Source organism: Halomonas citrativorans, from assembly GCF_014898005.1.
Lineage (GTDB): Bacteria > Pseudomonadota > Gammaproteobacteria > Pseudomonadales > Halomonadaceae > Vreelandella > Vreelandella citrativorans.
This window is the reverse complement of record NZ_JABUYX010000009.1, coordinates 1-14,985: the sequence shown is the minus strand read 5'-3', so window position 1 is coordinate 14,985 and position 14,985 is coordinate 1. Positions and strand designations below refer to the sequence as shown.

Below are 14,985 nucleotides of genomic sequence, written 5' to 3'. Positions count from 1 at the left end.
TGGTCGGCCGTTTTCAACTGATGGTGAGATGAGTGTCACTCGCGCTTTGGCAACAGTGCCTGGACTACCTGCAGGACGAATTGAATTCTCAGCAATTCAATACCTGGATACGTCCCTTGCAGGCAGAAGAAGGAGAGTCCAATGAGTTGCGCTTACTGGCGCCTAATCGCTTTGTGCGCGATTGGGTGAGTGACAAGTATGCCAAGCGAATCAGTGAGCTGATCCGCGAGCTTGCGCCGTCTAAACCACCCAAAGTAAGCCTGACCGTAGGTAGCCGTCGTCCAGTAGCGGCAGTCCCCCAGCCGCGTGATTTGGGTAATCCTGTTTCCGCTTCAACCTCGGCGCCTTCAGTGCATACGCCCCCGCGCGGTGATATTGCCGATGAGCGTGAAATTGATCAGCTGCGTGAGCGTGAAGAAACGCCGCGCCGGCGGACTAACGAGCGTCAGGTCCAGGTCGAAGGTAGTCTTAAGCACGGCAGTGGGCTGAACCCCAATTTTACGTTTGATACCTTCGTGGAAGGTAAATCCAACCAACTGGCGCGTGCGGCGTCTCGGCAGGTTTCAGAAAATCCGGGTGGTGCCTATAACCCACTATTTCTATACGGTGGGGTAGGTCTGGGTAAAACGCACTTGATGCACGCCGTAGGCAATGCGCTGGCTGGCCGCCGGGAAAATGCCCGGGTGGTGTATCTGCATTCTGAGCGTTTTGTTGCCGATATGGTCAAGGCACTTCAGCTTAATGCGATCAACGACTTCAAACGCTTTTATCGCAGTGTTGATGCGTTACTCATTGATGATATTCAATTTTTTGCTGGCAAGGAGCGCTCCCAAGAGGAGTTTTTCCATACCTTTAATGCGCTTTTGGAAGGCGGCCAGCAAATGATTCTCACCTCTGATCGTTATCCAAAGGAGATCAGTGGTGTTGAGGAGCGCCTGAAATCGCGCTTTGGATGGGGCTTGACGGTGGCTATTGAGCCGCCCGAACTTGAAACCCGCGTAGCCATCTTGATGAAAAAAGCCGACCAGGCCAAAGTTGATTTACCTCATGATGCGGCCTTCTTTATTGCTCAAAAAATTCGCTCGAACGTACGTGAATTGGAAGGGGCACTGAAAAAAGTGATTGCTGACTCACACTTTATGGGTAAGCCGATTACCCAGGACTTTATTCGTGAGTCGCTAAAAGATTTACTCGCGCTACAAGATAAGCAGGTGGGTGTAGATAATATCCAGCGCACAGTCGCCGAGTATTACAAAATCAAGGTGGCAGATTTATTATCCAAGCGACGCTCGCGCTCAGTCGCTCGCCCCCGGCAGGTGGCCATGGCGCTAGCCAAGGAATTGACCAATCATAGTTTGCCGGAAATTGGCGATGCGTTTGGTGGCCGTGATCATACAACGGTACTTCACGCTTGCCGCAAGGTGAAAGCCTTGCAAGAGGAGAGCGCGGATATTCGCGAAGATTACAAAAATCTGTTGCGCCTTTTAACCAGCTAAATCATCCATGGGATTGGCCTGCCGTCTGCAGGTTTTCAGGATATAAACCGGAGTGTTGATGAAATTTTCCATTTCCCGAGAGGCATTGCTGCGTCCGCTGACTCTGGTGGCAGGCGTGGTAGAACGGCGCCAAACGCTACCTGTACTGTCTAATGTGCTGATTCAGGTCGAAGGTGACCAGGTCGCACTAACCGGTACGGACCTTGAGGTTGAACTCATCGGGCGTACTGTCGCAAGCCAGGTTGACCAGCCAGGGGCGGCAACCGTGCCTGCTCGTAAGCTGATGGATATTTGTAAATCGCTGCCTGATCAGTCCGATATCCAACTGACCGTTGAAGATGGCCGAGCGGTGCTGCGCAGCGGTCGTTCACGCTTTACGCTCTCGACATTACCGGTGGCTGAATTCCCCAATATTGAAGATGCCGATAGCAGTCAGGAGTTAAGCGTTCCACGGGGCACGTTAAAGCATCTTATTGAAACCACATCATTTGCCATGGCGCAGCAGGATGTTCGCTACTATCTCAATGGCATGCTGTTGGAAATTCAAAGTAACTTGCTACGCACGGTGGCGACAGACGGCCACCGCTTGGCGATGTGTTCACGTCCTGTTGATGTCGCGGTTAGCCAGCCGCAGAAGCTGATTGTACCTCGTAAGGGTATTCTTGAGCTTTCGCGCCTGTTGGATGATAGCGATGAGCCGGTAAGCCTGACGTTGGGTTCAACCCATGTGCGTGCTCATACCGGTGACTTCACCTTTACGTCCAAGCTGATTGACGGGAAGTTCCCTGACTATGAGCGCGTCGTACCACGCAATGGCGATAAGGTGCTCATTGCTGAACGCGCCGAGTTGCGTCAGGTGCTGTCACGTACGGCGATTCTCTCCAATGAGAAGTATCGAGGTGTGCGCTTATACCTGGAAGAGGGCAACCTTAAGGTCATGGCGAATAACCCTGAACAGGAAGAAGCCGAAGAGAACGTGGCCGTCGAATATAACGGCTCTGCGATGGAAGTCGGCTTCAACGTGGGCTATTTGGTTGACGTGCTTAGCGTACTAAATGAAGACAGAGTGCAAATAACGCTGGCCGACCCTAATAGCAGTGCGCTGCTTGAAGAGCCGGGTGGTGGCGATGCGCTGTATGTTGTTATGCCCATGCGGTTGTAATATAGCGTTTCATAAATGCCAAACGGGGCGGCGCTTCTGGTAGCAGGGGCGCCGCTTTCTCTTGAGGGTTGGTTACGCCTTTTACCCGAGTGTTTACATGAGCTTGAGTCAGCTTAACTTCCAAGGGTTACGGAATTTAGCGCCGCTGGATATGCATCCTTCTCGGGGGATCAATATCATCACTGGGCTGAACGGAAGTGGCAAAACCAGCCTGCTGGAAGGCATTCATGTTTTGGGGATGGGGCGCTCGTTTCGTACCCGTCAGCTAAAGCATGCCATCCAATCTGATGTGGCACATATGACGCTCTACGGGCGCCTGGAAGGGGAACCAGAGATTTCCATAGGGGTGCGCCGGTTACGGGCTCAGCGTGAACTAGAGCTGCGTTTGCGTGGGGATAAGGGGGTACGCTTGGCCGAGCTGGTCGAGGCGATGCCTTTGCAACTAATCAATCCTGACGCTTTTAGGCTTCTTGAAGGGTCCCCAGCCGGACGGCGCGAGTTTCTTGACTGGGGAGTGTTTCACGTGAAACATCACTTTCTGGAAGCATGGAAGCGTACACGCCGAGCAGTGAAACATCGGAACGCATTACTCAGGCGTGGTAGAATAGACCCACAGGAAATGGCGGCCTGGGAGCAAGAATTGGCGCTATGGGGCGAGGTAGTCGATAGGTTGCGGTTTGAATGGTTTAGTGAGTTTCTCCCTGTCTTTGAAGAAACTCTGAATGTACTTCTTCCGTTACCTGGCTTAAAACTTAACTACGCTCGAGGATGGGACAAACAGAAAACGCTTGCTGATGTGCTTCAGGATAACCGAGTCACCGATCAGCAAATGGGGTTTACCCAACAAGGCCCTCAGCGTGCCGATTTGCGTATCAGGCTTAATAAACAGCCTGCTGTTGAAGTACTTTCCAGAGGCCAGCAAAAGCTAGTGGTAAGCGCACTCAAGCTTGCCCAGGGGCGGTTTCTGGAAAGAACGGCACAGCGTCACTGCATTTATTTAATTGATGATTTGCCAGCAGAGCTGGATGTGCAACACCAACAGCGTTTCTGTCAGTTGCTTGAAGAGATGCAGTGTCAGGCATTTATTACCAGCGTCGACCCCGCCGCATTACAACCTATGTGGCAATCTAAAACCCTGGTTAGCATGTTTCACGTGAAACATGACCCGCAAGGGCTTGGCCAGTTGGTACAAGATGGGTAGACGATACGGGACAAGACAGACTTCACGACGGAGTGGTCAATGAGCGAACAGGCTTACGATTCATCAAGCATCAAGGTGCTCAAAGGACTGGATGCAGTACGCAAACGTCCTGGTATGTACATCGGTGATACCGACGACGGCACCGGGTTGCACCACATGGTCTTCGAGTTGGTGGATAACTCCATCGATGAGGCTTTGGCGGGCCATTGTAGTGAAATTCGCGTGGTTATTCATGCCGATGAGTCGGTAACCGTTAGCGATAATGGTCGCGGTATTCCTACCGAGCTGCACGAAGAGGAGGGCGTCTCTGCCGCAGAAGTCATCATGACCGTGTTGCACGCGGGCGGTAAGTTTGACGATAACTCTTATAAAGTATCTGGCGGTCTTCACGGTGTGGGTGTTTCCGTGGTTAATGCGCTTTCTGAAGAGCTACGCTTAACCATCTGGCGCCAGGGCGAAGTGTTTGAGCAGATTTATCACCATGGCGTGCCTCAGGCACCGCTTAGCGTGGTGGGTAAAACGGAAAAAACCGGATCACGTGTTCATTTCCGCCCTTCCCAGAACACCTTTGCTAATATTGAATTCCATTACGATATTTTGGCCAAACGCCTGCGTGAGCTGTCGTTTCTGAACTCTGGCGTTGCCATTCGGCTAATGGATGATCGCAGCGGTAAGGAAGAGCTGTTTCATTACGAAGGCGGCTTGAAAGCCTTTGTTGATCACCTCAACTCCAATAAAACGGTTCTGAACCCTGTTTTCCACTTTACCGCCTCGCGGGAGGACGGTGTTGAAGTCGAAGTGGCAATGCAGTGGAGCGACGTCTTTACGGAAAGCATCTTCTGCTATACCAATAATATCCCTCAGCGTGATGGCGGCACTCACTTGGCCGGCTTCCGGGCAGCACTGACGCGCACGATGAATAACTACATCGAAGCGGAAGGCCTGCTCAAAAAAGCCAAGGTAAGTACGGCGGGTGATGATGCTCGTGAAGGCTTAACGGCGATTGTTTCTGTCAAAGTGCCTGACCCGAAATTCTCTTCACAAACCAAGGACAAGCTGGTGTCCAGTGAAGTGAAAACAGCCGTTGAGCAGGAAATGGGTCGCCTGTTTTCTGACTACCTGATTGAAAAGCCTAACGAAGCCAAAGCAATCGTTAATAAAATGCTGGATGCGGCGCGTGCGCGTGAAGCGGCACGTAAGGCCCGGGACATGACGCGGCGTAAAGGCGCGCTGGATATTGCAGGTCTGCCGGGCAAACTTGCTGATTGCCAGGAGAAAGACCCCAGCCAGTCAGAACTCTACCTGGTGGAGGGCGACTCGGCCGGTGGCAGTGCCAAGCAGGGGCGTGACCGCCGCACTCAGGCCATTTTGCCGCTTAAAGGTAAAATCCTGAACGTCGAAAAAGCGCGTTTTGACAAAATGCTTTCGTCAGCTGAAGTGGGTACGCTCATCACCGCGCTAGGCTGTGGTATCGGCCGCGAAGAGTTTAACCCCGATAAACTCCGTTATCACTCCATCATCATCATGACCGATGCGGATGTCGACGGTTCGCATATTCGTACCTTGCTACTGACCTTCTTCTTCCGGCAAATGCCGGAGCTGATTGAGCGCGGCCATATTTTTATTGCCCAGCCGCCGCTCTATAAGATCAAGCGAGGCAAGCAAGAGCTCTATCTTAAAGATGAGCAGGCCATGGTCGATTACTTGACCACGACAGCGCTGGATGGCGCAGGCCTATATGTGAATGCGGACGCGCCGGGTATCTCCGGTTCGCAGCTGGAAGCCCTGGTAAACCAGTATCGCAACGTGATGAAGCGTATCGATCGCCTGGCGCGCGTTTACCCGATTGAAGTATTGAAGCAGATCATCCATGTCACAGGATTGCAGGGCGAGGCGAGTCTTAAAGATCGTGTCACCATGGAAAACTGGATTGCTGAACTGCAAAAAGTCATGGATGACATGGTGGCCTATGAAGGCGGGCCGCGTTACACCTTCTATCTGAAAGAAGATGAGGAGCGTGGCTTGTTATTGCCTACCGTGTCGCTTATTGCGCATGGCGTGACTACCGAGTACGACTGGGGCCTGGACTTCTTTGAAAGTGCGGATTATCGGGCTATTTCAGCGCTGGGTGATACCCTTAATGGGCTGCTTGAAGAGGGCGCCTTTATTTCCCGTGGCGAGCGTCAGAAGCCTGTGGCTCACTTCTCCGAGGTGTTGCAGTGGCTAATGCAGGAAGGTCAGCGTGGCCTTTCGGTACAGCGCTATAAAGGGCTGGGCGAAATGAACCCAGATCAGCTTTGGGAAACCACCATGGACCCGGATAGCCGCCGTATGCTGCGTGTTACGGTTGAAGACGCCGTCGCCGCCGATATGATGTTTAACACCTTGATGGGTGATGATGTAGAGCCACGGCGTAACTTTATCGAAAGCAATGCCTTGGTCGCTAATCTGGACGTATAAGGCACCGAGCGAAGCTCGCATAACATGTTTCACGTGAAACATTGTTTGAAATGAAAAATGCCGCTGGCTTAAAGCCAGCGGCATTTTTTTGAGCTATAAAATTCAGCCGGATGAACGGGATAACAGCCAATCGACAAACTCGGCTAAATCTGTATAAACGTGGGCATTTTCCAGGCCTACGCCCTTGGCCAGTGTTTTCTCGCCTTTGCCAGTTTTTACTAATACCGACTGACAGCCACATGCTTCGCCCGCTTGCAGGTCGCGCAGGCTATCACCCACCATCCAACTGCCGGATAAGCTCGATAAACTTAGTGCACGCTGAATATCGTGCAGCAAGCCCGGTAAGGGTTTGCGGCACTCGCAGTCATCGGCGGGACCATGCGGGCAATAAGCGATATGCGCAATGGTTCCTCCTGCGGCATTGACCAACGCATTGAGACGGTCATGCATTTGACCGAGAACGCCTGCATCGTAATAACCGCGGCCAATGCCCGACTGATTCGTGGCTATCGCAACGGTGTAACCGGCTTGGGATAATTTAGCGATAGCATGGATGGAAGAAGGGTAGGGCAGCCACTCTTCGAGTGACTTTATATAGGCGTCAGAATCCTGATTAATGACGCCGTCACGATCAAGAATAACCAGCTGCTCGGGGGAGATAGGCATTGCGCGTTCCATTAAAGACGCTGATTAAGCATCGCCAACGCCTGCAACGTGACGCTAATTTTGCGGCCATCACTACCCAGGTATTTAAATGGGATTTTTTGCAAGCGGAGTAGTTTGGGCAGCGTTTTTTTAAACTGCTCTCGAACTTCCTGCCGGGCGCTGTGCAATCCATCAATCAGCGCAGGGGTTAAACGTTCGATTTGCATCGGTGATTTAGAGAGTTTGCCATAGAGTGAAAAGATAAAGCAGTACCAATCGCGCACCATGCAGTTGATTGGGGTATGTACTTTACCTGGATCCGTTTCAAAATCGATAAAGACAGTTTGGTCGTGGGTGATAAGGATATTGCGTGCGAACGCTTCACTCAGGTAGCAATTGCGCTCATGAACCGCGTTGAGTGCCTGAATGCTTTGACTAAGCGCTTTATCCACTTCCTCAACACTGCTCGCCTTTTTGAGCTTTTCCAGCAGTGTCACCGCGGGTTGTTCAGGCGACCCTGCATCCGCTAAAAGAAGGGCTTGAGGATTTTCGGCCAGGATGACGGGAACGGAGATACCTGCTTCACTTAAGGCTCTAATCCGTTGGGCCTCGGTGAAAATACTTTGCTCGCCGCCCAGGTTGGGGACCGGCTTTAACGCTTCAATATTAAACCATGCAGCCAATAACTTGAGCGGCGCATAGGCAAGCTGCGAGTTCCGTTTGGCGGCACGGTTTAACCACACCTTTTGGCCATTCAGCGTATGGGAAGCCATGCTAGCCTGTTGCTGGGGAAATGAGTCCAGTAGAAAGAGATCGTACACAGGGCAACTCCAGAGTGCTTATGCACCCAAGCAATAACACGCATTACGTCTATAAAGGGGAATTAACGCATCAGGAAAACTTTATTTTAGTAAAAATCGATTATTTTTTCACGGTGTTTCACGTGAAACAAACCAGCAGCGCGTGAAGAGACCTTCAAAGAGGAGCATCACGATTATACGTCACAGCCAGAAATGAGCGCGCTAAAAGGCAGGTAGGGGAAGGAGTGATAAGCGTGCTGCCGGTGGCATAAAAGCGACCGGCAGACGGTCGAGAGAGCGTTATTGGGGGAGCAGCGAAATATCAGCAACTTCCAGGAACAGTGCCTGAAGGCTCGCCAAAAGAGCAAGACGGTTATTGCGCACTGCTTCATCATCCGCCATGACCATCACCTGATCAAAAAATGCATCAACGGGTTCACGAAGCGTCGCCAGTACATCCAGCGCTTGCTGATAATCACCGGTACCAAACAGCGGGGCTACCTGCTCCTGGCGGCTGGTGACTGCCTTGAATAGTACCTGCTCGGCTTCCTCTTGCAGCAGGCTCGGGTCAACCTGAAGGTTGCCGTTGTGATCCTGCTTGCTCAGAATATTGGTCACGCGCTTGTTAGCGGTGGCTAACGCAGCTGCCTCTTCACGTTGAGCAAAGGCTTTCACCGCGCGCAGCCGGCGAGCGAAATCGAGCGGGTTGGTGACCGGGCGTGCACGCACCGCCAGGTACATCTCGGCGCTAATGCCTTCTTCCTGACCCCAGGCGCGGAAGCGATCCAGCATATAGGTCAGCACGTCCTCTACCAGCCCCTCAGCCTTGGGCAGCCCCTGATGCTGCTGAGCGGCGGCATCTAAAAGCTCGCGCAGATCAAGATTCAGCTCGCCCTTGATCAGGATATTCAACACGCCAATTGAGGCGCGGCGCAGGGCGAAGGGATCTTTTGCGCCGGTTGGACGCTGACCAATACCAAAGATACCTACCAGGGTGTCCAGGCGATCCGCCAAGGCCAGCGTTTGCCCGGTCAGGCTTTGCGGAATAGCATCGCTGGCAAAGCGTGGCAGGTACTGCTCTTCAATCGCTTGAGCAACATCCGCAGGCTCGCCGTCCTGCTCGGCGTAGTAGCGACCCATAATGCCCTGTAACTCAGGGAACTCGAGCACCATTTCGGTGACAAGGTCACACTTGGCAAGTGCCACAGCACGCTGTGCATTGGCAACGTCACCGTTGATCTTCTCAGCAATGAAAGTGGCAATAGCGGTGGTACGACGTGCTTTGTCGGCCAGTGTTCCCAACTGCTGCTGAAACACTACGCTTTCAAGTTGCGGAATGCGCGAAGCCAGGCTCTGCTTACGGTCGGTATCGTAGAAGAAGGCGGCATCCGCCAGGCGCGGACGAATGACTTTTTCGTTACCCGAAATTACCTGTTGTGGATCAGCGCTATCGATATTGGAGATAGTGATAAACAGCGGTTTGAGCTTGCCCTGGTCATCCAGCAGGTGGAAGTACTTTTGATTGGCCTTCATGGAGGAGATCAAACACTCCGCCGGGACCTCCAAAAAGCGCTCATCGAAACTGCCGGTAAGTGCGACCGGCCACTCCACCAAACCACTGACCTCAACGAGCAGGGTTTCGTCGATAACGGCATTGGCGTCCTGTACTTCCGCTTCGGCTAGTACTTGCTCGCGAATGCGTTCGCGACGCAGCTTGCGGTCCGCCAATACGTAAGCGTTTTCGAGCGTGGCCAGATAATCATCGGCGTGCTCAAGCTGAATCGCATTGGGGGCGTGGAAGCGGTGGCCATAGGTGGTGCGGCTAGCCTGTAATCCCAGCACTTCTGCGGCAATGACATCGCTGCCGTAAAGTGCGACCAACCAGTGTACCGGGCGGGAGAACTCAATACGTGATGCCCCCCAGCGCATATTTTTAGGTACAGGCAGGCCCTGAATGGCTTTACGCAGAATCTCGGGCAGAAGTGCTTGAAGGCTCTCACCCTGCTGCTGTTCGCGGTAGCCAAGCCAGGTGCCTTTGTCTGTTTCCAAGTGAATTAGCTCATCGACGCTAACACCACAGGAACGAGCGAAGCCTTCGGCTGCTTTGCTTGCAACACCGTCTTTAAAGGCGGCGGCCAGCGCCGGCCCACGACGCTCTACTTCGCGGTCAGGCTGTTTATCGGCAAGCTCGCTGACCTTGACGGCTAAACGGCGAGGCGTGGCGTAAGCGGTCACGTGCTGGAAAGGAATCTCGGCCTCTTGCAGGCCTTTTTCAATCCCCGCGGCAAATGCGTCAGAGAGTGCATCCAGCGCCGCGGGTGGCAGCTCTTCGGCGCCCAGTTCTAATAAAAGCGTATCAACAGCCATTATGCATCTCCCTGATCGGCAAGTAGTTCGCGGCGAAGCGCTTCTGGAGCCATGGGGAAACCTGCTGCTTTACGCGACTCAAAGTAGGTATGGGCAACATCCCGCGCCATGGTGCGTACGCGCAGAATAAAGCGCTGACGCTCGGTTACCGAAATAGCGTGACGGGCATCCAGAAGGTTAAAGGTGTGTGATGCCTTGAGTACCTGCTCATAAGCAGGTAAGGGCAGGTTGGCGGTCAGCAGCTTGGTACACTCACGCTCCTGGTGATCGAAGGAGGCAAACAGTTGATCGACGTCGGCATGCTCGAAGTTATAGGTCGATTGCTCACGCTCGTTCTGTAGATACACATCGCCATAGGTGACTTGGCTACCGTCCGGGGCAATCGCCCATACCAGGTCGTAAACGCTGTCAACGTTTTGCAGATACATGGCAATCCGCTCAAGACCATAGGTCAGCTCACCGGTAACGGGGTAGCACTCAATACCGCCCGCTTGCTGGAAATAGGTGAACTGGGTAACTTCCATCCCATTGAGCCATACTTCCCAACCCAGGCCCCAAGCGCCCAGCGTTGGCGATTCCCAGTTATCCTCAACAAAGCGCACATCGTGGATCAGTGGGTCCAGGCCTAAACGCTTTAGTGAGCCAAGATAAAGGTCCTGCAGATTACTTGGCGATGGCTTCATGACGACCTGAAACTGGTAGTAGTGCTGCAGGCGATTGGGGTTTTCGCCATAGCGGCCATCGGTTGGGCGGCGAGAAGGCTGAACGTAGGCCGCGTTCCAGCTTTCCGGGCCGATTGAGCGCAGGAAAGTAGCGGGATGAAAGGTGCCCGCGCCAACTTCCATATCAAGAGGTTGGAGAATGACGCAGCCCTGTTCTGCCCAGTACTGTTGCAGAGCAAGGATCAAGCCTTGGAAGGTCGACACATCAGGTGTCGATTGGTTTGTCGAGACACTCATCGCAGAAAGCACCGTTGGCCATGAATTCATAAGCCGTCAAGTATACAATCCTAGGCAGATGGGTTATAGGCACATAAGCCAACAGAACCGCTTTTGGTTAAGGAGAGCAAAATGATCGTTGTAACAGGCGGTGCCGGTTTTATTGGCGCAAACATCGTGAAAGCACTGAATGCGCGCGGCCGTAATGATGTCATGGTGGTGGATGACCTGCGCGACGGCACTAAATTTGTCAATTTAGCCGACTGTACGCTGGCCGATTACCTGGATAAAGATGACTTTCTTGCCAAGATAGAGGCCGCGTTGCGCGGTGAGATCACCGACTTGCCAAACATCGAGGCGATTTTTCATGAAGGGGCGTGTTCCGATACCACTGAGTGGGACGGCCAGTACATGATGAAAAATAACTTCGAGTACTCGAAGGTACTGCTGAATTATTGTGAGAAATTCGGTATCCCTTTCCTCTACGCATCATCCGCAGCGACCTATGGCGGCAGTGACGTCTTTAAAGAGGCGCCCGAGTACGAAAAACCGCTTAATGTCTACGGTTACTCCAAGCTGCTGTTTGATCAACATGTGCGCTCACGCTGGGAGTCGCTGACTACCCAGGTCGTTGGTTTCCGTTACTTCAACGTCTACGGCCCTCGTGAACAGCATAAAGGCAAGATGGCAAGTGTCGCCTACCATAACCATCTTCAAATCCGTAACGGCGAAACCCTGAAACTGTTTGGCGCCTATGGTGGTTATGAGGCTGGCATGCAGAGCCGGGATTTTGTGTACGTGGGCGATGTCGTCGACGTCAATCTATGGTTTTTGGATAACCCTCAAGCGTCTGGCATTTTTAACCTGGGAACTGGCCGAGCAGAGCCCTTTAAAGCGATTGGCGAAGCAGTCATCGACTTCTATGGCAAAGGCGAGATCAATTACATCGATTTTCCTGAGGAGTTGAAAGGCCGTTATCAAAGCTACACGCGTGCTGACATCAGTCATTTGCGTGAAGCCGGCTGCGATGTTGAGTTCAAAACCGTGGCCCAAGGGGTTGGCGCTTACCTGGAGTGGCTAAATGGCTAATTCCGCCAAGCGTCTGCTGGTGGTTGGCCCGTCATGGGTGGGCGATATGGTCATGGCGCAAAGCCTCTTTATGACGCTTAAAGCGCGTCAGCCTGATGCGACCATTGGGGTGGTTGCGCCCGCGTGGTCACAACCCATTTTAGAGCGTATGCCGGAGGTAGACGAAGTGCTCCCCTTGGCTGTTGGTCACGGCGAGTTTGGTTTGGCTAATCGCCGTGAACTCGCCAGCCAGCTAAAAGGGCGCTTTGATCGTGCCATTGTGCTGCCACGCTCCTGGAAAGCCGCCCTCGTTCCCTTCATGGCTCGCATTCCTGAGCGGGTGGGCTTTTTGGGCGAGCATCGCTATGGGCTTTTAAAAGAGCGCCGCAAGCTAGATAAGCAGGTTCTGGACCAGACCGTAAAGCGGTTTGTATCGCTGGGTTTGCCTCGTGATGAAGCGCTAAACGGGGATTTTCCGATCCCCAGGCCGCGTTTAATGATCGACCGGGATAATCTGGTTAATTTGCGCCTGGCTCATGCGCTGTCATCGCGGCCCGCCATTGGCATGATGCCCGGCGCAGAATATGGGCCTGCCAAGCAGTGGCCACTGGCCTATTTTCACAACCTGGCCGCGCAACTTATCAGCGACGGTTTTGAAATTCGGGTGCTGGGTGGGCCAAAAGATCATTCGGCAGGCGAGAGCATCGTGAAAGGGTTGCCCCATGCGCATAATTTATGCGGCAAAACGCAGTTAGCCGATGCGGTAGACCTGTTGGCCGACTGTCGGCAAGTGGTAACCAACGACTCAGGTCTCATGCATGTGGCCGCTGCCGTCGGCGTGCGCATTCATGCGCTTTACGGCTCTTCGTCACCGGCCTATACGCCGCCCTTGACCAACAACGCTGTCGCTCATTATTTGGGGCTCTACTGCTCGCCCTGCTTTAAGCGTGTTTGCCCGTTGGGACATACCAACTGCCTTAATCAGTTAGCGGTAGAGCAGGTCTATCAGGCGATGCAAGCCGACCCGCAGCGTGCCAGCGGCTTGATCATTAATGGGTGATGTTTACTTCGTCGGCCTGATCCGCTGGCGTTTCTGTCACTTGATCTGCCGAGGTATCTTCTGCTTCGCGGCGTTGGGGCGTTAGCCCTTCCCATAAGCGGTGCTGCAGGGCGGTTTCCTCACGCAAGCGCTCGTTGAGTGTTTCGATACCATGCACCTCAGCCAGCGTGGGTTTTTCACTGAGTAGTGAAGCACCCAGCCCTGCGCGGTGATCGTTCAAGGTAAAGCCGAGCGCTTCTAATATCGTTGGAAACACATCCAGCATTGTGGCATCGCGGCGAATACGCTGGGGCTCAATATAGTCGCCGAGCATAATCAGCGTGTTATCGCGGTCCAGGGCTGTCAGTTGATCCCATACGGAGACTCGCATGGTGAGGTGATCGCTGAGTACAACTACCAACGTATTATCCAAAAGCCCTTCGCGCTGTAACTGCTCAATAAATACCCGTGCTTCATGAGCCGAGCACTCCACTGAGTACAGAATATCCTGGCCATCAAATGTGCCCTGGCGGTCCTGGCAGGTTTGGGACGGAAACCCGCTCGGCGCATGGGCTGCCAGGTTAAGGTTCACCACTGCCCAGGGGCCGCTATCCTCTTCATTTAACCGGCGTATTTCATCAGCGGTAAAATTATAAAGCGTGTCGTCATGAAGCCCCCAGCTATTTAAATACTCTGGATCTTCCATGTCGGGTAAAAACTCTTCTTTCCCCTTTACGCTATTAAACTGATGACCGCGATAGAAAAGGCCTTTACCCGCGAACTGCGTACTAGCGCCCCCCAGATAGCTTAATTGATACCCTTGAGCAGCTAAAATATCACCCAGGCAGTCAACGCCTGGCACCACCTTTTTCAATGGCTCAAACTGTGTATCGTGTAAAAGCCCGGCAGGCATTAGCGGAACACCACACTGACTGGCGATCATTCCCGCCATGGTCCAGCCGGTGTTTTCCATTTGTCGGATACCTTCGAAAACCAGACCCTGTTCGCCCAGCGAATTCAAGTCGGCATAAGCGTCATCAAAAATCTCGTTGCTATAGGTACGCTCAAGGCTCTCCAGGTACATGATTAACAGATTAGGGGTATGCGACTGCTCGTTGGTCATGGGCGGCATATAACGTCGATTTAACCACTCTCTATCGTCAGCCACGACGGCAACGCTGCGTTGACCCAAACCATAAAGTAACGGGTTGGTCGCCAGCAAAATAATCGCAAAATAGCGCTCGGCTAGTCGCCAGCGCTGATCATGGCGTGAAAGCCACGTAATGGAGCATAAAATGCCCAGCATAGTCAGCGTATAAAGTACCGCGACCACCATTTTGCTGGCACCGCCGTGCTCCGCGATACCGGCCTGTAAATGAAAAAACACAGCGCCTAAATCGACATTGCCGAAGCTGTCAGCTAAATAAACGTACACGCCCATCAAGCTTAGCGGCACTAATGACCAGGGCCATACTTTTCGGTAGCGAGCATTTGCTGGGCGACCCCAGCTCAGCTTCAACCCCGTGCCGATCCAACCAGCGGCGATGAGAAAGAGAGCCCACCAGGGCAGGCGAGTTAACACGGTAGCGGCATAGCCTAGACTAAGGCCAATGGTCGCTAGTGGCAGCCAGGGAGTAAGTTTCAGAGTCCTTGAAGAGGGCATGCCATATCCTAATGCTATTGCAATTTTGATAAAAATGACGTTGTTGGTGCTAGTGCAATGTTACGCTAACCCGGATTTCTCACAGGGTATAAAAGAAAGCGGCTGAAAGTGCTATGATTTCAAGAACCTAACCAATCCATCAAGCA

General features: G+C 53.0%; 11 protein-coding genes. 6 read left to right on the top strand and 5 right to left on the bottom strand.

All coding sequences use genetic code 11. The annotated features are described in order from the left end of the window. Positions 1 to 32 precede the first annotated feature (32 nt). The 4 genes from dnaA (at position 33) to gyrB (ending at position 6,319) form a co-directional block, all read left to right on the top strand. Positions 33 to 1,496, top strand: coding sequence for a chromosomal replication initiator protein DnaA (dnaA, locus tag INT20_RS10460; protein WP_192526760.1), 1,464 nt, complete (start codon positions 33 to 35; stop codon positions 1,494 to 1,496). 58 nt (positions 1,497 to 1,554) lie between these two features. Further along, complete coding sequence (gene dnaN, locus INT20_RS10455; RefSeq protein ID WP_087106978.1) at positions 1,555 to 2,658, top strand: DNA polymerase III subunit beta; 1,104 nt, start codon at positions 1,555 to 1,557, stop codon at positions 2,656 to 2,658. Positions 2,659 to 2,755: 97 nt separating this feature from the next. Further along, positions 2,756 to 3,859: a DNA replication/repair protein RecF gene (gene recF / locus INT20_RS10450; RefSeq protein WP_192526759.1), complete on the top strand. Its 1,104-nt coding sequence runs from the start codon at positions 2,756 to 2,758 to the stop codon at positions 3,857 to 3,859. A 39-nt stretch (positions 3,860 to 3,898) separates the two neighbouring features. Then, complete coding sequence (gene gyrB, locus INT20_RS10445) at positions 3,899 to 6,319, top strand: DNA topoisomerase (ATP-hydrolyzing) subunit B (protein ID WP_193056893.1); 2,421 nt, start codon at positions 3,899 to 3,901, stop codon at positions 6,317 to 6,319. Positions 6,320 to 6,421: 102 nt separating this feature from the next. On the opposite strand, the gene gmhB is transcribed toward gyrB, so the two are convergent. The 4 genes from gmhB to glyQ form a co-directional block, all read right to left on the bottom strand. Beyond that, positions 6,422 to 6,985 (bottom strand): D-glycero-beta-D-manno-heptose 1,7-bisphosphate 7-phosphatase, encoded by a 564-nt coding sequence (gene gmhB / locus INT20_RS10440; protein WP_193053430.1) that lies wholly within the window; start codon positions 6,983 to 6,985, stop codon positions 6,422 to 6,424. An 11-nt stretch (positions 6,986 to 6,996) separates the two neighbouring features. Continuing rightward, a complete protein-coding gene (locus INT20_RS10435) occupies positions 6,997 to 7,785 on the bottom strand; it encodes a BUD32 family EKC/KEOPS complex subunit (RefSeq protein ID WP_192526757.1) in 789 nt (262 codons plus the stop codon). Positions 7,786 to 8,064: 279 nt separating this feature from the next. Continuing rightward, positions 8,065 to 10,131 (bottom strand): glycine--tRNA ligase subunit beta, encoded by a 2,067-nt coding sequence (glyS, locus tag INT20_RS10430; RefSeq protein WP_193056891.1) that lies wholly within the window; start codon positions 10,129 to 10,131, stop codon positions 8,065 to 8,067. Beyond that, on the bottom strand, positions 10,131 to 11,090 hold the full coding sequence (glyQ, locus tag INT20_RS10425) for a glycine--tRNA ligase subunit alpha (RefSeq protein ID WP_192526755.1): 960 nt from the start codon (positions 11,088 to 11,090) through the stop codon (positions 10,131 to 10,133). The genes glyS and glyQ overlap by 1 nt, the downstream gene beginning before the upstream one ends. A gap of 111 nt (positions 11,091 to 11,201) precedes the next feature. Here glyQ and rfaD point away from each other — a divergent pair, with 111 nt between their 5' ends. Together rfaD and waaF are read left to right on the top strand one after the other, a co-directional pair. Next, on the top strand, positions 11,202 to 12,158 hold the full coding sequence (gene rfaD, locus INT20_RS10420) for an ADP-glyceromanno-heptose 6-epimerase (RefSeq protein WP_192526754.1): 957 nt from the start codon (positions 11,202 to 11,204) through the stop codon (positions 12,156 to 12,158). Then, positions 12,151 to 13,197 (top strand): lipopolysaccharide heptosyltransferase II, encoded by a 1,047-nt coding sequence (gene waaF / locus INT20_RS10415; RefSeq protein ID WP_193056889.1) that lies wholly within the window; start codon positions 12,151 to 12,153, stop codon positions 13,195 to 13,197. Before rfaD ends, waaF begins: the two co-directional genes overlap by 8 nt. Here the strand turns inward: waaF and INT20_RS10410 are convergent. After that, a complete protein-coding gene (locus INT20_RS10410) occupies positions 13,187 to 14,839 on the bottom strand; it encodes a sulfatase-like hydrolase/transferase (RefSeq protein ID WP_193056888.1) in 1,653 nt (550 codons plus the stop codon). The two genes, waaF and INT20_RS10410, sit on opposite strands and share 11 nt — an antisense overlap. Positions 14,840 to 14,985: the final 146 nt, after the last annotated feature.

Coding starts and splice junctions, on each gene's coding strand:
- dnaN (WP_087106978.1), top strand. CDS start 1,555: ATGAAATTTTCCATTTCCCGAGAGGCATTGCTGCGTCCGCTGACTCTG.
- recF (WP_192526759.1), top strand. CDS start 2,756: ATGAGCTTGAGTCAGCTTAACTTCCAAGGGTTACGGAATTTAGCGCCG.
- gyrB (WP_193056893.1), top strand. CDS start 3,899: ATGAGCGAACAGGCTTACGATTCATCAAGCATCAAGGTGCTCAAAGGA.
- gmhB (WP_193053430.1), bottom strand. CDS start 6,985: ATGCCTATCTCCCCCGAGCAGCTGGTTATTCTTGATCGTGACGGCGTC.
- glyS (WP_193056891.1), bottom strand. CDS start 10,131: ATGGCTGTTGATACGCTTTTATTAGAACTGGGCGCCGAAGAGCTGCCA.
- glyQ (WP_192526755.1), bottom strand. CDS start 11,090: ATGAGTGTCTCGACAAACCAATCGACACCTGATGTGTCGACCTTCCAA.
- rfaD (WP_192526754.1), top strand. CDS start 11,202: ATGATCGTTGTAACAGGCGGTGCCGGTTTTATTGGCGCAAACATCGTG.
- waaF (WP_193056889.1), top strand. CDS start 12,151: ATGGCTAATTCCGCCAAGCGTCTGCTGGTGGTTGGCCCGTCATGGGTG.
- INT20_RS10410 (WP_193056888.1), bottom strand. CDS start 14,839: ATGCCCTCTTCAAGGACTCTGAAACTTACTCCCTGGCTGCCACTAGCG.